Origin of the sequence: Bradyrhizobium sp. SZCCHNRI2009, assembly GCF_032485115.1 — a bacterium.
Classification (GTDB): domain Bacteria; phylum Pseudomonadota; class Alphaproteobacteria; order Rhizobiales; family Xanthobacteraceae; genus Bradyrhizobium.
Map to the genome: position 1 here is coordinate 43470 of NZ_JAUEUH010000005.1, position 19794 is coordinate 63263.

Genomic DNA, 19794 nt, shown 5'->3' on the forward strand with positions numbered 1-19794 from the left:
CTGCAGGCCCGCGCTGCGCCTGCCTTCATCAATCCGGCTTCACGAAGCCTTTGGCAATGATCGCGGCCGCATCATAGCCCTGGTCCGCGAACCCCTGAGCCTGCAGCCATTTGATCTGGCTGTCGATGTTCTTCACATCGAGCTTGCCGTCGGGATCGATATAGGCGCAATTGCCCACGACCTGCTCGACCGGCAGGTTCGTGTACTTGCCGATGATCTCGAGCAACGGCTTGGTCTTGTCGTCGATGGCGGCGGTGCCGTCCTTGACCGAGGCGAGCACGACATCATGATACTCGCGCTCGGCGCGCTGAAGCGACGCCAGCAGCTTACCGACCAGCGCCGTGTTGGCCAAGATTTTCGGCCCCGCGAACACGCCGCTGACCTGCCACGGCGTCTCGTCGCCGACCCAGCCAAGATGCTTGACGGCGCCCTCCTCCATCAGCTTGCGCGCCACCGAAACCGGCATCAGCGCCGCGTCGACGGTTTCCCCTTTGATGGCCGCCGACATGTTGGACATCGACTGCAGCGGCACGATCTTCACGTCGGCGAGCTTGAAGCCATATTTATCGGCCAGCAGCCCCACCGAATAGTGAAAGCTCGACCCGACCTGGGTCATCGCCACGCGTTTGCCGGCAATGTCCTTCGGCGTCCTGAGACCTGCCTCATAGGCCTTGTTGCTGGCAAAGTAGCCAATCAGCGGAAAGCCCGGGCGGTCACGGCTCATACCGGCGATGATCTTCAACGCGCCCTTGCCTGCGAGGTTATACAGTCCTGCGGTGAAGGCGGTCACCCCGACGTCGACGTCGCCGGTGGCCGTCGCCACGGCGATCGGTTGCGCTGCATCGAAAAACTTCAGCTCGACGTCCAGTCCAGCTTCGCGGAAATAGCCTTTGTCCAACGCGATGAACACTGGCGCGGACGAGGACAGCCGGAGAACGCCGATCCGGAGCTTGGCGTCGTCGGCCAGCGCGGTGCTGATCGATACGAGGCTCCAGAGCAGCCCCAGGACGACCCCAACGTATCGGAACATCACACTCTCCAAGTTCTGGCGACCCGCACGCCCGGCCTCACCCACGACGCCGACTTGTTGCAATATTTCGCGCTTGATGTCGCGCCAAATTTTCGGGAGTCGGGAGATCGCAGCCTCAGAGGCCGGGCGTCTTGCTCCAAGCCGCCTCGTCCGTCACGGTAACGCGTATTGAGCTAAACGCCCTTGCAATCGGCGGTCCGGTCCTTTGCCGCGACCGTGAGCTTCCTGCAGGGGCCGTGAAACGTCTCGATCCCTTTCAATCCGTCCTCTGCACGGACCGACATGGCCGGCGGCTCGCCGCACCGAGGGCCAGCAGCCAAACGGATGAAGCTGTCTTTTTCATCGCGATCTTCTGACAAAGTGGATATTGCCGAGCGGGCCGGATTTTGCCGCGTGGACCGTACGATCGCGAGTGACGACCGGCGACGCCGCGACGAGCTCTCCTGCTGGCCCATCCTGCTTGTGCGCAGGGGTAACGGCCTCAGAAGGTCTGCATCACCGGCTTCTCGCCATTGGACAGAAATAGCCCTTCAAAACGGCCGATCTCGCTGTCGGCTGTGCATTCGAGCAGGTCGGGTCCCTTGAATGGATTGCCGTGACGGCATTGCCCCTTGGCCGTCACCTTGTTGATCGTCTTGCGACTTTGGCCAATGATCATCATGTCGACCGGCGTGACGAACTTGTCAGGCCGGGTTGCTCTTGCAGATCGCCGCGGTTCGAGAACGTGACCACGCTGCCGTCGAGCAAGGTGAAGTAGAAGCCGGTGCGCTGATCGTCATAGTCGGTATTGAGCAGCGCGCCCTTGCATTCCGAGCTGCGATCCTTTCCCGCGACGATGAGCTTCTGGCAAGTTCCCTTCACGACCACCATGCCGGTCAGCCTGGCATCGGCGAGCGATGGAGCTGCAGAGATCATCAGCACGCCAAGCGCGCACACCGATAGCGCCACCACTGCTGACTTCATCGAACCCCCTCCCCTACCTTTCAATAGGACTATGCCTCAACCTCCGGCGGCAGAAAAGTTCTATTTTTGTTCTCATGCCATTTTTTCCGAAAGAGGCGCTCGGCGCGTCAGCCGGCACACGCTTCGAGAGTCTCCAGCCACGCCGCAAACGCCTCCGTCAGGTCCTCCATGACGGCCTGATCATTCCGGCCGGAGCGCGCAGGCACGTGGAAGGCGTGGTCGGCCTGATCGATCCAATGCAAGGTCGCGCGCGGTCCCAGCCGCTTCACGACGGGCGCGAGCAGCTCCATCTCCGCCAGCTTGTCGCGCGTCCCCTGCAGGAACAGCATCGGGACCTCGATCGCATCGAGATGATCGGCGCGCGCGATGGAGGGCTTGCCGGCGGGGTGAAGCGGAAAGCCGAGAAAGACGAGCCCGGCCACGCCTGGCAGCGGCGCTGCACTCTGCGCCTGCGACGTCATGCGCGCCCCGAACGACTTGCCGCCCGCAACGAGCGGCAGCCCCGGACAGAGCCGCGCGGCCTCCGCCACGGCAGCCCGCACCGCGGCGTGGGCGAGCGCGGGCGTATCAGGGCGCTTGCTGCCCTTCTCCATATAGGGAAACTGGAAGCGGAGCGTCGCGATGCCGCGCGCGGCAAGGCTTGCGGCCACTCGGTTCATGAAGACGTGGGTCATGCCGGCGCCCGCGCCATGGGCGAACACGAAACAGGCGCGCGGCCGCGGCGGGGCCATGAACAGCGCGGACACGACGTCCGCGCCGTCGACGGGAAACGCAAGGGAACGCGGCTGGTACCCGGTCATGCCCCAGAGTGTGAGCCTGCGCTCCTTGCGTCAACTCCAGTCGCCACCGACTTTGCAGCTCAGGCCGCGGTCCGGATCGTCTGCAGGAAGTCGGCGACATTGCTCTTCAGCGAAGCGGCCTGCTGCTGCAGCGCCGCGGCCGCCGCCAGCGCAGCTTCAGCGCCGGCATCGGTTTGCCCGGCCACGTTGCGCACGTCGCCGATCTCCTGCGTGACCGCCGCCGTACCGCTGGCCGCCTGCTCGACGTTGCGGGCAATCTCGCTGGTCGCCGCCCCCTGCTGCTCCACCGCGGCGGCGATCGCATTGGAGATCTCGGCAATCTCCCGCACGGTCGTGCCGAACTGGGCGATCGCGCCGACCGTCTCCTGCGTCGCGCTCTGGATGGTCGCGATCTGGCTCGAGATCTGCTCCGTCGCCTGCGCGGTCTGCGACGCCAGGTTCTTCACTTCGCTCGCGACGATCGCAAATCCGCGGCCGGCCTCGCCGGCGCGCGCCGCCTCGATGGTGGCGTTGAGCGCCAGCAGGTTGGTCTGGCTCGCGATCGCCTGGATCAGCTGCACGATGGTGCCGATCCTCTCCGCCGCGCTGGACAGCCCGTCGATCAGCTCGGATGTCCGCTGCGTCTCGTGCGTCGCCCGGGTCGACACCGTGACCGAGCGCTGGACCTGGGAGGAGATCTCCCTGATCGAGGCCGCGAGCTCCTGGGTCGCCGAGGCCACGGTCTGCACATTGACGGAGGCCTGCTCGGCCCGGCTGGCGACCGCTTCCGCAAGGCCACGGCCGCGTTCGGCGACGCGCGCCAGCTCGCTGGCGCTCTCGCCCATCTCGGTCGCACGCCCGCCGACGCCGGTGATGACACCCTGCATGCCCTGCTCGAATCGACCAGCCAGATCGGACATCATGCGGGCGCGCTCGGCCTCCGCAGCTTCACGCTGTGCCGCAGCCTCCTGCTCCATGCGGCGCACGGCAAGCGCGTTGTCACGGAAAATCTCCACGGCGCGCGCCATCCGGCCGATCTCGTCGCGCTGCTCGCCGCCGGGAATCGGCTGATCCAATTCGCCGGCCGCCAGCGACTGCATGCGGTCGGTCATGCCGCGGATCGGGGTCGACACGCTGGCGCCGATCAGCCAAGCCAGCACCGCTCCGAATATCACCGCTGCGGCTGCGGTCACGATCACGGTCTGCTTGGTATCTTCGACCGCGACGCCGGTCCTCGCGGCCTGCTCTGCACGCGCGGTACCAAGCTGCCGGTTGATCTGGCTGACCTGGGTATCGATCGAGGCGCTCGCCTTGGCGAGCTCCGCCTGCTTGGCGCGCAGGTCAGCGGCCACCTTGATCACGTCCTCGAGCGCGGCGGCATCCGCCGTGAGAGCCTCTTTCAGCGCAGCAACCAGCGCCTTCAGCTTGGCATCATCGACACCCGCGATCTCGGCCTCCGTATCGGCAATCGCGAGCTTCGCATAGACGAAGGTGAGCCTGGCATCGTCGGCATCGCCATTCGATAACGTGTTAGTATAGCGCATCATCGCGATGCGAACCGCGTCGACGACGCTGGCCAGGCGTAACGGATTCATCAGCGGCTCGCTGCCCGCACGATTGGCAAGGGCAACCTGGATGCCGCCCATGTTGATGCCGGCAACGGCGCCCAATGCGTCGGTCTTGGTCGTCGCCGCCCGCAGGCGGTCCACGGCCTCGGCCGCGGCGACGAACGATGAGCGGTAGGCCGCCAGCGCGCTCCGTACCGGCCCCACGCCGTCAGCCAGCACCTTCAGGCTGCCGGACTGCTTCTCGACCTGATCGGCGAGACCGCCGACAGCGTCGATGGCCTTGCTGGCCGCATCCTTGTCACCGACGTTCCAGGTCCGGACGAATCTCTCGACCGCGCCGTTGGCGCCGAGCAGCGCGGCACGCACCTGCGACATGCCGGCGTCCCCGGCCGCGCTGGTAACGAGTTCATCCACGGTGCCGCCGATGCGGCCGACCTGGACCATGGCGAAGCCGCCGAGCAACACCAGGAAGCTCAGGATCAGGGCGAATCCGCCGAAGATGCGCGGGCGGACGCCGATCCAAGACATCAGAGAAGACAATTTCATCGATTTGCCCGGCTGTTTCACGGAGTGGACCTGATGGTGGCGAGCAGCTCCTTGCCGAAGCGCTTCTCGAAGTCGGCATCGAGCGGCCTGACCGCATCGACGAAGGTCTTGCGGTCGAACGTCTCGATCACCTCCATGCCGGTCTTGCGCAACTCATCGAGCTTCTGCGCATCGAGCTGGGCCTGCCAGGTGACCTCCGCAGCCGCCTTGGCGGCGGCAACCAGCGCATCACGATCCGCCGCATCGAGATGGTCGAACATCGCGCGGTTGGCGACGAAGGCGATCGGCGCGAAGAAATGCCCGGTGAGCGTCAGATATTTCTGCACCTCGTCGAAGCGATTGGCCGCGATGGTGGCAACCGGATTTTCCTGACCGTCGAGCCGACCGTCCTTGAGGGCGGCATAGACCAGCGGGAAATCCATCGGCATCACGTCGGCGCCGAGCGCCTTGAAAGTCATCTGGTAGACCGGATTGGGGATCACGCGGATCCTGAGTCCCTTGACGTCATCGACGGTACGGACCGGGCGCTTCGAGTTGGTGAGATTGCGAAAGCCCTGCTTGCCCAGCGCCAGCAGCACCAGTCCCTTGTCGGCGAACTTGGCGCCGATCGCGGCGGCGACCGGCCCTTGCGCAACCGCCTTGGCATGCGCAGTGTCGCGGAACAGGAACGGGATGTCGAAGACGCCAAGCTCGGGGACCACCGCGCTGGCGATGCCGCCGGACACCACGGCCACGTCCACTGCGCCGCTCCGGGTTGCAGCCAGCACCGCCGCCTCGCTGCCGAATGCGTTGCCCGCACGCTCATCAATGATGAGCCGCTTGCCGGCCAACGCCTGCAGCTTCACGCGAAATTCGTCCGACCCGACCTGCTGCGGGTTCTGAATCTGCGAGTTGTAGACCAGCGACACCATTCGCGGAGACGCCGTCGCCGCTTGGGATCCGAGCAGGGTTCCCATCAATGCCAAGAAGCAAAATTCAAGCAGCTGTCTGCGCATGAAACACCGGGCTGTTTTTCCTCGATGCACAACTAACAGCGATATATGGTTAAGATGTTAAGATGCGATTCCCGTCTTGCCCGCTCCAGCCATTCACTCGCTGATAGTCGCATGCGAGAGAGCCGTAAAACCACGGAGGGGAGTCGACTAGTCGATCCGAGCCTGAGGCGCGGCGCGATATCAGATTTCGATTTACCGTAAATAGCGAGACCAGGCCGCTACGCAAGAGCGGCAGGCTCGATCATCGGCGCATGGCCCCTGACAGCATCACTCGCTTGCCGGCAACCGTAGGAACAGCCATCAGCAGGGCGTTGGCGACGTCCGCCGCCGCGATGGGCTTGTAGTTCGCCGGGATCAGGAAGCCGATGATGTTGTTCAGCCTGTTGCCCCATTCCTCGCCCGGACGACTCGGCTGTCCGAGCTCCGCCCGCGGGCCGACCAGCAGCGAAGGCCGCGCGATCACCAGTCCCTCGAAGGGCAACGCGGTCAGATCGTCCTCGAGCTCGCCTTTCACCCGGCTATAGAAGACGGGCGACCTGCTGTCGGCGCCCATCGCGCTGACCAGACCAACGCGCCTAGTGCCGCTCGCGAGCGCGGCCTTGGCGACGGCGAGGTTGGCGTCGTGATCGATGGCGCGGAAGGCGGCCTGGCTCCCGGCCACCTTGATCGTGGTCCCGAGAGCCAGGTAGAGCTCGTCGGCCAGCGGCAGGGACGGCAGCGCAGTGAAATCCACGACATGCGCCGTCAGCTTGGGCGAATGGTCAGTCGGCGCGCGGCGGCCGACGACATGCACATGATCCACGGCCGGGTCGGCAAGCAGACCGCGAAGCAGCTCCCGTCCCACCAGCCCAGTCGCGCCGGCAATGATCACGGTCCGGTTCGTCATGCGCGGTCCCCACTCACAACTCGCCGCCCAAGGTAAGCCTGGCCGCGGAGATAGGGAAGACCGCAACGACACGACGCCGAATGCCATGGCGCCGCAGATATGACGCCGCAGACGAGACATTCCCTCCGCGGCGCCTCGTCACCATTCGCCTCAGGCGCCCTTGCGCCGCTCTGCGGCCTTGGCCATCGCCGCGGCGAACGCGCCGCCGCCAGACGGCTTCTCCTCACGCGAGGTCATGCGCCCCGCGGGCGGCCGTGCGCTGGTCCGCTTCTCGCCCTTGGCCGGCAGCGGATCGGACAGCCGAAGCGTCAGCGAGATGCGGTTGCGCGGCACATCGACGTCGAGCACCTTGACCTTCACGACCTGCCCCGGCTTCACCACCTCGCGCGGATCGTTGATGCGCTTCTCCGACATCGCCGAGATGTGGATCAGGCCGTCCTGGTGCACGCCGATATCGGCGAAGGCGCCGAAGGCCGCGACGTTGGTGATGGTCGCCTCCAGGATCATGCCGGGCTTGAGATGGGTGATCTTCTCGACGCCCTCCTGGAAGGTCGCGGTCTTGAACTCCGGGCGCGGATCGCGGCCGGGCTTCTCCAGCTCCTTGATGATGTCGGTCACGGTCGGGACGCCGAAGCGCTCGTCGGCGAATTTCGCCGGATTGAGCGTCTTCAAGGTTTTGGTGTCGCCGATCAGCACCTTGATGTCGCTCTTGGTGGTCTCGAGAATCTTCTTCACGACCGGATAGGATTCCGGGTGGACACCGGAGGCATCGAGCGGGTTGTCGCCATCGCGGATGCGCAGGAAGCCGGCGCACTGCTCGAACGCCTTCGGTCCGAGCCGCGGCACCTCCTTGAGCTTGTCGCGGGTCGGGAACGGACCGTTGGCATCGCGATGCGCGACGATGTTCTGAGCCAGGCTCTCGCCGATGCCCGACACCCGCGCCAGCAACGGCGCCGAGGCGGTGTTGAGATCGACGCCGACGGCATTCACGCAGTCCTCGACGGTGGCATCGAGCGCACGGGCGAGCTCATACTGGTTGAGGTCGTGCTGATACTGGCCGACGCCGATCGAGGCCGGCGGCACCTTGACGAGTTCGCCGAGCGGATCCTGCAGGCGGCGCGCGATCGAGACGGCGCCGCGGATCGAGACGTCGAGATTGGGGAATTCCTTCGCAGCGAACTCCGAGGCCGAATAGACCGACGCGCCGGCTTCCGACACGATCGCCTTGGTCAGCTTGAGATCCGGCTTCAGCTTCATCAAATCGTTGACGAGCTTCTCGGTCTCGCGCGACGCTGTGCCGTTGCCGATCGCGACGAGATCGATGCCGTGCTTCACGCAGAGCTGCGCCAGGGTCAGCATGCTCTCGTTCCACTGTCGCTGCGGCTCGTGCGGATAGATCGTGGCGTGATCGACGAACTTTCCGGTGCGGTCGATCACCGCGACCTTGACGCCGGTGCGGAAGCCGGGATCGAGCCCGAGCGTGGCGCGGCCGCCGGCCGGCGCGGCAAGCAGCAGATCGCGCAGGTTGGCCGCGAACACGCGCACCGCCTCCTTCTCCGCCTCCTGCCACAGCCGCATGCGGATATCGAGCGCCAGCGAGGTCTTGATGCGGGTGCGCCAGGCCCAGCGCACGGAGTCCGACAGGAACTGATCGGCCGGGCGGCCCTGGCGCGAGATGCCGAAGGTCACCGCGATGCGGTTCTCATACAGCGTCGGGTCCTTCGAATCCTCCGGCTCGCCATCGCCGAAATCGAGCTGCAGCACCTCTTCCTTTTCGCCGCGCAGCATCGCCAGGATGCGGTGCGACGGCAGCTTGGTGAACGGCTCGGAGAAATCGAAGTAGTCGGCGAACTTGGCGCCCTCGGTCTTCTTGCCATGCCGCACGGACGATTTCACCGCGCCGCGGGTCCACATCTCCTCGCGCAGCGAGCCGACGAGATCGGCATGCTCGGCGAAACGTTCGACCAGGATCGCGCGGGCGCCGTCGAGGGCGGCCTTGACGTCCTTGACCGGGTTGTCGCCATCCTTCTTGATGAAGGCCTTGGCCTCGACCTCCGGCGCCTTCATCGGATCACCGATCAGCATGTCGGCGAGCGGCTCGAGCCCGGCTTCCTTCGCGATCTGCGCCTTGGTGCGGCGCTTCTCCTTGAACGGCAGATAGATGTCCTCGAGCCGGGCCTTGGTGTCGGCGGTCGCCAGCGCCAGCTCGATCTCGGGGGTCATCTTGCCCTGCGCCTTGATACTCTCGATGATCGCGGTGCGCCGTGCATCCATCTCGCGCAGATATCGCAGCCGTTCCTCCAGCGTACGCAACTGCGTGTCGTCCAGCATGCCGGTCGCCTCCTTGCGATAGCGCGCGATGAACGGCACGGTCGCGCCGCCGTCGAGCAGGTCGATCGCGGCTTGGACCTGGGCATCCTTGACTGAGAGCTCAGCAGCGATGATGGAGGCAAAATTCGACACGGTGTTCTTCCGAGATTCGTGACGGGGCTGATTGGATAGGAGTGCACGCGCGCCAGCGCAAGCGGCTGGCAGACGCTCTGTGGGCAACCGTGACAAAAAAGACCGGTTGCGAATCATGTAAAACGCTGCCGCGACCGGGCCATCGCGTTGCACATGCGGCGCAAATCACTGATTCTTGCAGGCTGAGGGACGATTCGTGCAGGCCACGGCTGCGACATATCTCGACGATCTCAATCCGGAGCAGCGCCGCGCCGTCGAGCATGGCGGTGCCTGCGCCGCGCCTGGCCCGCCGCTGCTGATCATTGCCGGCGCGGGCTCGGGCAAGACCAACACGCTCGCGCATCGCGTCGCACATCTGCTCGTCAATGGCGCCGATCCGCGCCGTATCCTGTTGATGACGTTCTCGCGCCGCGCGGCGAGCGAGATGAGCCGCAGGGTCGAGCGCATCGCCCGCAAGGTGCTGGGCGGCAAGGCCGAGCCGATCACGGCCGCGCTCACCTGGGCCGGCACGTTTCATGGCCTGGGCGCGCGGATGCTGCGCGACTACGCCGAGCGCGTCGGCCTCGACCCTGTGTTCACGATCCATGATCGCGAGGATTCCGCCGACCTGATGAATCTGGTGCGGCACGAACGCGGCCTGTCCAACACGCAGCGACGCTTCCCGACCAAGGGAACCTGCCTCGCGATCTATTCGCGCTGCGTCAACGCCGACATGCCGCTCGACGAGGCACTGGTACGGCATTTTCCGTGGTGCGCGGAATGGGCCGGCGAGCTGAAGGGCCTGTTCGCGGCCTATGTCGAAGCCAAGCAGGCCAATGCCGTGCTCGACTACGACGACCTGCTGCTGTACTGGGCGCAGATGATGGCGGACGACATCATCGCGCGCGAGATCGGCGATCGCTTCGACCACGTGCTGGTCGACGAATATCAGGACACGAACCGGCTGCAGTCGCAAATCCTGCTCGGCTTGAAGCCCGACGGCGCGGGACTGACGGTGGTCGGCGACGACGCGCAGTCGATCTACGCCTTCCGCGCCGCCACCGTGCGCAACATCCTGGAATTTCCCGATCAGTTCAGTCCGCGCGCCGACATCGTCACGCTGGACCGCAACTACCGCTCGACGCAGCCGATCCTCACGGCGGCCAACGGCGTGATCGGGCTGGCGCGGGAGCGCTTCACCAAGAATTTGTGGACCGACCGCACGAGCCCGCGCAAGCCGCAGCTCGTGACGGTCAGCGACGAGACCGACCAGGCGCGCTACATCGTCGAGCAGGTGCTGGCGAAGCGCGAGGAAGGCATTGTGCTGAAGCAACAGGCCGTGCTGTTCCGCACGTCGTCGCACAGCGGTCCCTTGGAATTCGAGCTCACGCGCCGCAACATCCCGTTCGTGAAGTTCGGCGGGCTGAAGTTCCTCGATGCCGCCCACGTGAAGGACGTGCTGGCTTGCTTGCGCTTCGTGGCCAATCCGCGCGACCGCATCGCCGGCTTCCGCGTGCTGCATCTGATCCCGGGCATCGGCCCGGCGTCGGCGCAGCGGCTGCTCGATGCCGCCAGCGACAGTGCCGATCCGATCGCGCGCCTGTGCGAGCAGCCCGCACCGGCGCGCGCTGGCGATGACTGGACCGCGTTCGTGCGCACGCTGGAGCAGTTGCGCGTCTCGGAATGGCCCGGAGATATCGAGCGCGTCAGGCACTGGTATCAACCGCATCTCGAGCGCGTTCATGAGGATGCGGAGGTGCGAGCCGCCGACCTGCTGCAGCTCGAGCAGATCGCGAGCGGCTATCCGTCGCGCGAGCGCTTCCTCACCGAGCTGACGCTCGACCCGCCCGACGCCACCTCCGATCAGTCCGGCGTGCCTTTGCTCGACGAGGACTATCTGATCCTCTCCACCATCCATTCCGCCAAGGGCATGGAGTGGAATTCCGTGCACGTCCTCAACGTCGTCGACGGCTGCATGCCGTCCGATCTCGGCGCCGGCTCCAGCGCCGAATTGGAGGAGGAGCGCCGGCTGCTCTATGTCGCGATGACCCGCGCCAAGGACGATCTGCATCTCCTGGTGCCGCAGCGGTTCTTCGTCCACGGCCAGCCGGTGCGCGGCGATCGTCATGTCTATGCCTCACGCACGCGGTTCATTCCGGAAGCGCTGGTGCCGCTGTTCGAACGCGCCAGCTGGCCGCGGGCGCAGCCGGGGTCGGCATATGCGCGCTCCGGGCCGCGCATCGATCTCGGCGCGCGGATGCGCGAGCGATGGCGGTGAGCCAGCGTCGCTGCGACCATATCAACACGACGCCAATCACTGCACTTCTCCCACAAGGGGCGTGCCGGGAGGACGCGCACCGGTCGGGCACGATGGCTTGCTGACATCCCTGGCGACGTGGTCGGTCTGCGCCTCCCCCGCTTGCGGGGGAGGTCGCATCGCATCGAGAGATGCGATGCGGGTGAGGGATGCTCTGGAAAGACTGCCGTTGTGGCGCCCCCACCCCAGCCCTCCCCCGCAAGCGGGAGAGGGAGCGCACCGGCCGAGCGGCGATAACTCGGATCCAAACTCATCATGGATGAGACTTCGTTTCCTTCCACTGCGCGCGAAACCACGCCCAGGTCTGCCGCGTCACGGCGACGTATCCCTGCCCGCGATATTTGATCTCGCCGTCGACGATCGCGTGCAGCTTCGGCAGCGCATGGAACGGCACCGCCGGATAGGCATGGTGCTCGACGTGATACGGCATGTTCCAGGCCAGCCAATGCACAAACCGCGTGGTGAGGGTGGTCCGCGTGTTCTGGAAGGCGCTCCTCGCATGATCGCAGCCGGTGTGCTCGGCGTAGAGATAGGGCCGCAGGATGAGTTGTCCGACGAGCAGCGGCAGCACCCAGACCCACAGCAGCAGCGCGCTGTGCAGCACCAGCGAGGCGATGAGCAGCAGTGCATAGCCCGCGACATAGGCGCGCGCCTCCCGCACGACGATCGCCCGGCGGCCCGCGGGGACCCACGGAACCGTCACCTCGCCGGTCACCGCATGCTTCAGCAGCAGCCTGAGACGGCCGGCCACCTGGACCAGGCCGGAATAGGCAATCGCGAGTTGCGTCTCGGAGCGCGGCTTGGGGCCGACGATCAGCTCCGGATCGCGCAGGGGATCCTGGGTGTGGCGGTGATGCTCCCAATGGAACAGGCAGTAATATTCATAAGGCAGTCCGATCAGGAAGCCGGAGAGATAGCCGACCGCGAGGTTGAGCCTGCGGCTGTCGAAGGCGGTCTTGTGTGCGGTCTCATGCACCGCCATGAACAGGAACGCGATGAGCACGCCCTGCACCGGCAGCAAGGACAGCGCCCAGAGCACACCATGCGTCGATGCGATCGCTCCGATCAGCGCACCCACGCCGATGATCGCGCCGTAATGGCTGAGCGTGCGTAGCGCGCCCTGCATGTTGGAGCGCGTGCAGAGCTGCTGCAGCACCGGCGGTGTCAGCCGCTTCGGACGGGGCGCGAATTCGTCGGTGGGCACGTCGGTCATGTCGAGCTCGGGTGTCAGCTCTGGAGAAGGGCGGAGACGTTGGCGTTGATGAAATCGCGGTCCGCCGGGATGCGGATCGGATTGCCCGCGCGGTGGCCGTGGATCGACGGGATCGGCCGCAGCGCCGCGGAGCGGGCGTTCACGAGCTTGGGGAGTTCTCGCTCGTTGTCGCGCCAATCGAAGTAGCGGTCGGTCTGGCCCGGCATCAGCAACATGCGGGCGGTGATCGCGCCGAGCGCCCGATCCAGATCGCCGCCGAACGCCGCGCAGCTGCTGATATCGCCGCCCTGCCAGATCGCGATCTGCGCCAGCAGGTTGTCGGCATCGCGATGCGCGAAGGCCAAGTCCCAGGTGGCGGCGAGATAGTCCTCCTGCGAGCCGAAGCCCTGCTCGCGCCAGACCTCGTCGCGGTAGAACTCGTAGGACATCGCCCAGCCCGCATAGATCCGCCCCATCGCGCGCAGGCCGGCCACCGGCTTCCCGGCGAAGCGGCCGTTGCGAAACGCGGGATCGGCCATCAGCGCCGCCTTCACCGCGTCGAGAAACAGGTGATTGTAGGGCGAGCAGCGCGCGCTGCCGCACACCACCGCCGCACGCTCCACCATGTCCGGATGACAGGCGGCCCAGTGATAGGCCTGCATGCCGCCCATCGACCAGCCATAGACCAGCGCGATCCGGCTGATCCCGAACTGTTCCTCAACGAGCCGGCGCTGCACCGCGACCGCGTCGTGATAGCTGATGGCCGGGAACGGCGCGTCGCCGAACAGCTCGCGCGTATTCGAAGGCGACGACGACAGACCATTGCCGAACAGGTTGGGAATGATGATGAAGTAGCTGCTCGGATCGAGCGCGCCGCCGGGCGCGATCAGCCACTCGGTGTCGACATGCTGGGCGCCGAACGAGGTCGGATAGAGGATGACGTTGTCCTTGGCCGCGTTCAGCGTGCCATAGGTCTTGTAGGCGAGCCGCAGCGACGGGAACGTCACGCCCGATTGCAGCACGACGTCGCCCGCCTCGAAGATCTGATAGTCGCTGCCCGCCGCCATGCACGTCATCCCGTGTGATCGATGAACGGAGCCTAGGTGATGCGCGGCCGGGCCACACGCCCATTTTTTGGCATGGCATGACCGCGCAGGAGGCGCGGGCGGCAATCGCATCAGCCGAGGCCATGGGTTCGTACCCTCGCGGCCGCTCAAGCCCGAGCTTTGTCCGGATCGCGTGCCCTCTGAAACGTGAGGGCGCAGGGAAGACCGGGAGCTCGCCGCCCCCATGGCCCGCCTGCGAAAAAAATGCAGGCGGCAGGAACCACAGGTTCGGCTGGAACATCCCGGCCTTCCCTGCGCGATGGTCTTAACAGCTGCTTCGCGCTCTCCCTGGGGACCGGCTGTGTTGCCCCCATCGTCGGCGTGATGCGCTTCCGCACCATCATCCGGCTTGACCTCAGCATCGGGAGGCCAGGACCACGCGACTTGACTGTCCGCATCGGATCGTTCGTCGGCGCGACACCGCGCTGCGACCCGCTACGGCCACCGCATCCCTGCCTCGCGTCTCGTGACGACCGCGCGTACGCCCCTCATCGATGAGGCAGGATGGGCGCAGTAGAGCATACTTTCTGGAAAAACGAAAGAAAAAATTTTTGCCGGTCGTCCGGACCGTCTGATCCGCTCGGTATCACGACCACCGTCATTCCGGGGCAAGGCCGAGAGGCCTTGAACCCGGAATCTCGATATTGTCTTGCGTCCATTCTGAACGACTTCGAGATTCCGGGTTCAATCGTCAACACGCAGCCGCTCCGCGCCTGCGCATCGACGATTGCCCCGGAATGACGGAGAATGGCGACGGCCCAACCTTCTCGTGATGCGCTCAAGCTCACGGAAACCTTGTGTTTCGCTTTCCTCCGCTTGCAATCCGGTGCGGCCCCTTCCAGCTGACGAGCAGAGGCCGTATGACGGCCCGACGCAACGGAATGAGACATGAGCACAGCGATCGAATTCGGCCTGGACACGTTCGGCGACGTCACCCGCAACGCGGAGGGCGCGATGGCCTCGCATGCCCAGGTGATCCGCGACGTCGTCGCGGAGGCGGTGCTCGCCGACCAGCTCGGGCTCGATTTCATCGGGCTCGGCGAGCACCATCGCGGCGATTTCGCGATCTCGGCGCCGGAGGTGGCGTTGGCGGCGATCGCCGCGCGCACCACGAAGATCAAGCTCGGCTCGGCGGTGACGGTGCTGAGCTCGGATGACCCGATCCGCGTGTTCCAGCGCTTCTCGACGCTGGACGCGGCGTCGAACGGCCGCGCCGAGGTTATCCTCGGCCGCGGCTCGTTCACCGAGTCCTTCCCGCTGTTCGGCTTCGATCTCAAGGACTACGAGGCGCTGTTCGAGGAGAAGCTCGATCTGTTCGTCAGCCTGCTGCCGCAGCAGCCACTGACCTGGCAGGGCCGGTTGCGCCCGCCGCTCAGGGATCAACTGGTCTATCCGCCGGTCGAGCATGGACGGCTGAGGGCCTGGATCGGCGTCGGCGGCAGTCCCGAGTCCGTGGTGCGCGCCGCGCATTACGAGCTGCCGCTGATGCTCGCGATCATCGGCGGCGACCCGAAACGGTTCGCGCCCTATGTCGAGCTGTACCATCGCGCGCTCAAGCAGTTCGGCCGCGAGACGAAGCCGATCGGCGTGCATTCGCCGGGCTATGTCGCCGACACCGACGAAGTGGCGCGCGAGGAGCTGTGGCCGGACTACAAGACCATGCGCGACCGCATCGGCCGCGAGCGAGGCTGGCCGCCGATGGGCCGCGACGAGTTCGTCCAGGAGGCCGATCACGGCTCGCTCTATGTCGGCTCGCCGGAGACCGTGGCGCAGAAGATCGCCGCGACGATCAAGGCGCTCGGCCTGTCGCGGTTTCAGCTGAAATACTCAGCCGGTCCGCTGCCGCATGCGAAACTGATGCGGAGCATCGAGCTGTATGGCAAGGTGGTGGTGCCGAGGGTGAGGGAGTTGCTGGCGGAGCAGTAGGCCGGCTACGCGGTCCTTCACCATGTCCGCAACTGCGCCCGGCCCTTGCATCACGGGACCTGGATCAAAGGCGCGAGCAAAACGGCTCGTTCAGGACAATCCAAGCGAGCCGATTAATAGAGCCTTCGTGACACGCATCGTAGGCTCGATGTCGCGCGTGCCTGCTCCGATCAAGGGGGCGCAATCCGATCGGTTGCCCGGAGGCAGACGACAAGCTCGCGAGCCTGGGAACGAACTGATGTTGCTGAAGATCGTCGCGGTGGTCTACGGACTCTGGTTCGTCCAGGCCGCGTTGGAGCCCGGCTTCTACGACACGCCGTCTCACATGGCGAGCTCGACGCTCGCGCTCGGCGGATTGCTCGCGCTGTTCGATCACGCCTTCAGGATGGGCTGGCTGTCCGCCAACATCTGGCGGACCGTTGCGCTTGTCTACGTCGCCGACGGCCTGGTCCACGTGGTCCCGAGCGCCAAGGCCCTGATCGAGGCACAACGTTTCGAGGTGCTGGCGGGCGCTGCGGCGATCAGCTTCGTTTTCCAACTCCCGATGCTCTTCAGCTTGTGGCGATTGTCGTTTCCGTCCACGCGCTCGGATCAGACCGGTCTCGCACGCATGGCCATGCGATAAGCGTCAGGCCCTGTCAGCCTTCGACATCGCTCACCGCCTCATACCAGCCCGGGCAACAACGGCCCGCGCTCGCCTGCCGCCAGCCGCGCAAGCTCCCCTGCCGTCCGCGCCAGCACACCGTCCCAAGCCATCGGCTTCTCCTGCCTGAACAGCCGCATGGTCGGATACCACGGGGTGTCGGCGCGATCGCGCAACCAGCGCCAGTCGAGCGCATAGGGCAAGAGCACCCAGACCGGACGGCCGAGCGCGCCGGCGAGATGCGCCACCGACGTGTCGACGGAGATGACGAGATCGAGCGCGGCGACGGCGGCCGCGGTCTCGGCGAAGTCGCTCAGCAACGGCGCGAGATCGATGACGTCGGTGCCAAGCTCGGCGAGCCCTAGCGCATCGTCCGGCCGCGGCTCCTTCTGCAAGGAATAGAGCTGCACGCCCGGCATCACCAGCCGCGGCAGCACCGCCTGCGCGGTGAGCGAGCGCTGGCGGTCGCCCTTGTGCCTGGGATTGCCGGCCCAGACGACGCCGACCTTCAACGACGGCGCGCGCCCGAGCACGTTGCGCCACGCGGCCATCTTGATCGGATCGGCCGCGAGATAAGGCACCTCGGCCGGGATCGTCTCCAGCGTGGTGCCGAAGATGCGCGGCAGATCCATCAGCGGTGCCTGCAGGTCGAATGGCGGCAGCGGCGCGCCGCGTGGCACCACGGTCACGCCCTCCAGACAGCGCAGCAGCGGCGCGATCGCCGGCTGCACCTGCAGCACGACCGGTCCCCCCATCATCCTGACGCGATCGATGTAGCGCACGAATTGCAGCGCATCGCCGATGCCATATTCGGCGAACAGCAGCAGCGTGCGTCCGTCGAGCGGCGCGCCCTGCCATTGCGGCGCGTCGAAGCGGGGCATGCCCGCGGAGAGGTCCGGACAGTCGCGGCCCCAGCGATGCTCGGCAAAGCCGTTCACGAGGTCGCCGCACATCAGCAGGAAATGCGCGTGATTGTAGCGGGCGAGCGCATTGTCGGGCGCCAGCGCGATCGCACGATGCGAGGCGGCCAGCGCCGCGTCGATGTCGCCCGCGTTGCGCAGCGCCACCGCGAGGTTGGCGTGACCCTTGGCGTAACCGGGATCGGAGGCGACGGCGCGGCGATGCGCCGCGACGGCCTCGATGGTCTCGCCGCGCATCTCGTGGATGATGCCCAGATTGGTATGCGCCGGGGCGTGATCGGGCTGCAGCGCCAGCGCGTGCTCGCAGGCGGCAATGGCCGCATCGAGCTGGCCCGTCCCGCACAGGCAGGCCGCGAGATTGCTGAGCACGACCACATCGGTGGGATCGAGCATGGCGGCGCGCCGATAGGCCTCGACGGCCTCGGCCGGGCGGTCGGCCTCATGCAGCGCGTGCCCGAGCAGCCGTGCAGCGTTGGCATCGCCGGGCGCGAGATCGCCGGCGCGGCGGTAATGGATCGCGGCGTCAGCGTAGGCGCGCTGCTTGTAGAGCACGTCGCCGAGGGCGAGGTGGAGGCCCGCATCGGCCGGCTGCGCCGCCAGCGCATGCAGATAGGCGGGCACGGCCTCGTCATATCTGGCCTGGTCGGCGAGCACATGCGCCAGCGCCCGCCATGCACCGGGATAGGAGGGCTCGCGCTCGAGCAACTCGCGATAAGCCGCTTCCGCCTCGGCAAGTCGCCCCTGCCGGTTGAAGGCGAGCGCGAGATTCCAGCGCGCGTGCCCGAGCGCGGGATCGAGCGTCAGCGCATGGCGATAGGCGGCCTCGGCCTCGGCGAAGCGCGACAGCTCGAGCAGCGCGCTGCCGAGCCTGCTGTGAATCGCCGCATCGAGCGGCCGCAAAGCCGCTGCGCGCGCGAACGCATCGGCGGCGCCCTTGCGCTCGCCTTTCACGGCGAGCGCATCGCCGAGCGTGACATAGGCCGGTGCATGGTGGGGATCGCGGGCGAAGACGCGCCCGAGCAGCTCCGCACCCTCCGCCATGCCGCCGTCGGCGAAGGCGAGGATCGCGGACAGATGCAACGCCGGCAGATGATCCGGCACCGCTTGGAGGATGTCGCTGCACAGCGCCTTGGCCGGACCGGCGCGCCCCGCATTGTAATGATCAGCCGCCTCGATCAGCAGCCGGTCGGCAGCCACAGCCCCCATGATGTCCCCACCTCTCGCACTCGAATGCAAGCTTCAACGTGCGGCCGGGCGATTTCAGGCGAGACTCCAGGCCGAGCCGGCTCAGCCTGCCGCCACCTCCATCCGCATGGCCGCCTCGCGGGCGCGCTCGACGTCGGGCGTGCGATAGGCCGCCTCCGGAATGGTGCCCAGCCGCGACTCGTGAAGGCGCGCGCCCAGGCCATAGAACTGCTGGAAGCTCATGATCAGCGGCCGCCATTTGTCCGGGTCGATGCGGTCACGCGTACCGTCCATCAGGATGGCCTCATCGACATGGACCCGCTGCACCCGCACCTCGAAGCACTGGATGTGCCCCTTCAGGATCGCGTCGTCGTCGGCGATGCCATGCACCGACTCGATGCGGGCTTCGAGCTGCACCGCGCATTCCGCGACGCGCGGAGCCGCAACGGTTTCCGACGCCGTTGCGGTCAACCCGGCGGCGGCGAACTTGTCGGACACGTGGCGATAGCCCTTGCGCTGCTTCATCGCCGGCACCGGGTCCGATCCCGTGGTCAGCGCCAGGCGATCGACGGCGGCGACGAGATCGACCGACGGCAGGTTCAGCACGCACTCGCCGGTGCGGCGCATGTTCTGCGGCGTCTTCGATCCGGCGGCGAGGCCCAGCATGCAGCGCCAGCCGAGCCAGAATGCCGACGACATCGGCGCGAGATTGAAGCCGCCGTCCTCGTTGACGGTGCTGATGAGGACGACCGGCGTCCCGAAATAGAGGATGCCCGGCTCGATGGTCGTATGCATGGAAAGCTCTCCAGGGTGATGCATCTCGGCGGCGATTGCGCGCGCCGCGCGGACGGGGCTCAGGCCGCCGTCTCACCCGAAGAAGTTCCTCGATGGCAGCGAAGCGCTCCACCCGATTCCCGAACGGGCCGGATCAGGCGCGCCCTGGGTTTGATCTGGAGATTGTCTGCGCGTGCAAGGCTGCGGCAGATGGCGATCCCGGCATGACTCGAACATGCGACCTACGGTTTAGGAAACCGCCGCTCTATCCAGCTGAGCTACGGGACCGGAGCCTGCACCGAAGTGCACCTGCTTCGCCGCCTCCATAGCAGACCCGGCCACCGACCGGAAGCCTCTCCGGTCGGAGCCTGGACCGGGCGGCCGACCGGGGCACAACGATGTTCGGGTCCCCTGAGGGGACGGCGACGGGAACGCAGCCGCGCGATCCCGGTTAGAGCGGGGCCGCTCATGCCCGATCACACCCCCGTTTGGGAGGGGCGGTTTGACTATCCGGACGGCAGC

At 66.4% G+C, this 19794-nt stretch carries 16 protein-coding genes and 1 tRNA gene; 4 read left to right on the forward strand and 13 right to left on the reverse strand.

Annotated features, from left to right (window positions below):
* Positions 1–28 precede the first annotated feature (28 nt).
* From QX041_RS18620 to QX041_RS18655, 8 genes are all read right to left on the reverse strand, one after another.
* Positions 29–1030 (reverse strand): ABC transporter substrate-binding protein, encoded by a 1002-nt coding sequence (locus QX041_RS18620; protein ID WP_316166214.1) that lies wholly within the window; start codon positions 1028–1030, stop codon positions 29–31.
* Between the two features lie 481 nt (positions 1031–1511).
* Positions 1512–1691, reverse strand: a complete 180-nt coding sequence (locus QX041_RS18625) for a hypothetical protein (RefSeq protein ID WP_316166215.1) — start codon at positions 1689–1691, stop codon at positions 1512–1514.
* Entirely contained in the window at positions 1688–1993 is a 306-nt protein-coding gene (locus tag QX041_RS18630) for a hypothetical protein (RefSeq protein ID WP_316166216.1), read from the reverse strand. Before QX041_RS18630 ends, QX041_RS18625 begins: the two co-directional genes overlap by 4 nt.
* Positions 1994–2100: 107 nt before the next feature.
* On the reverse strand, positions 2101–2793 hold the full coding sequence (locus QX041_RS18635) for an alpha/beta family hydrolase (protein WP_316166217.1): 693 nt from the start codon (positions 2791–2793) through the stop codon (positions 2101–2103).
* A gap of 59 nt (positions 2794–2852) precedes the next feature.
* Complete coding sequence (locus QX041_RS18640) at positions 2853–4868, reverse strand: HAMP domain-containing methyl-accepting chemotaxis protein (RefSeq protein WP_316166453.1); 2016 nt, start codon at positions 4866–4868, stop codon at positions 2853–2855.
* A 35-nt stretch (positions 4869–4903) separates the two neighbouring features.
* Complete coding sequence (locus tag QX041_RS18645; protein WP_410051878.1) at positions 4904–5881, reverse strand: TRAP transporter substrate-binding protein; 978 nt, start codon at positions 5879–5881, stop codon at positions 4904–4906.
* Positions 5882–6122: 241 nt separating this feature from the next.
* Positions 6123–6767, reverse strand: coding sequence for an NAD(P)H-binding protein (locus QX041_RS18650; protein WP_316166218.1), 645 nt, complete (start codon positions 6765–6767; stop codon positions 6123–6125).
* 150 nt (positions 6768–6917) lie between these two features.
* Entirely contained in the window at positions 6918–9230 is a 2313-nt protein-coding gene (locus tag QX041_RS18655) for a Tex family protein (RefSeq protein WP_315752276.1), read from the reverse strand.
* A 196-nt stretch (positions 9231–9426) separates the two neighbouring features.
* Here QX041_RS18655 and QX041_RS18660 point away from each other — a divergent pair, with 196 nt between their 5' ends.
* Entirely contained in the window at positions 9427–11487 is a 2061-nt protein-coding gene (locus tag QX041_RS18660) for an ATP-dependent helicase (protein WP_316166219.1), read from the forward strand.
* Between the two features lie 292 nt (positions 11488–11779).
* On the opposite strand, the gene QX041_RS18665 is transcribed toward QX041_RS18660, so the two are convergent.
* Positions 11780–12739, reverse strand: a complete 960-nt coding sequence (locus tag QX041_RS18665) for a fatty acid desaturase family protein (RefSeq protein ID WP_316166220.1) — start codon at positions 12737–12739, stop codon at positions 11780–11782.
* A gap of 14 nt (positions 12740–12753) precedes the next feature.
* Positions 12754–13785 carry an alpha/beta fold hydrolase gene (locus QX041_RS18670; RefSeq protein WP_315752279.1) on the reverse strand — a complete coding sequence of 344 codons (1032 nt, stop codon included), beginning with the start codon at positions 13783–13785 and terminating at the stop codon, positions 12754–12756.
* 543 nt (positions 13786–14328) lie between these two features.
* On the opposite strand from QX041_RS18670, the gene QX041_RS18675 reads away from it, so the two are divergent.
* From QX041_RS18675 to QX041_RS18685, 3 genes are all read left to right on the forward strand, one after another.
* Positions 14329–14565: a hypothetical protein gene (locus QX041_RS18675; RefSeq protein WP_315752280.1), complete on the forward strand. Its 237-nt coding sequence runs from the start codon at positions 14329–14331 to the stop codon at positions 14563–14565.
* A 147-nt stretch (positions 14566–14712) separates the two neighbouring features.
* Positions 14713–15750: an LLM class flavin-dependent oxidoreductase gene (locus tag QX041_RS18680; RefSeq protein ID WP_315752281.1), complete on the forward strand. Its 1038-nt coding sequence runs from the start codon at positions 14713–14715 to the stop codon at positions 15748–15750.
* 238 nt (positions 15751–15988) lie between these two features.
* A complete protein-coding gene (locus QX041_RS18685; RefSeq protein WP_315752282.1) occupies positions 15989–16375 on the forward strand; it encodes a hypothetical protein in 387 nt (128 codons plus the stop codon).
* A gap of 38 nt (positions 16376–16413) precedes the next feature.
* Here QX041_RS18685 and QX041_RS18690 read toward each other — a convergent pair whose 3' ends face one another.
* The 3 genes from QX041_RS18690 to QX041_RS18700 form a co-directional block, all read right to left on the reverse strand.
* A complete protein-coding gene (locus tag QX041_RS18690) occupies positions 16414–18519 on the reverse strand; it encodes a tetratricopeptide repeat protein (protein WP_316166221.1) in 2106 nt (701 codons plus the stop codon).
* Positions 18520–18600: 81 nt separating this feature from the next.
* Positions 18601–19293 carry a flavin reductase family protein gene (locus QX041_RS18695; protein ID WP_315715264.1) on the reverse strand — a complete coding sequence of 231 codons (693 nt, stop codon included), beginning with the start codon at positions 19291–19293 and terminating at the stop codon, positions 18601–18603.
* 190 nt (positions 19294–19483) lie between these two features.
* Positions 19484–19560: transfer RNA gene (locus QX041_RS18700), tRNA-Arg, on the reverse strand.
* Positions 19561–19794: the final 234 nt, after the last annotated feature.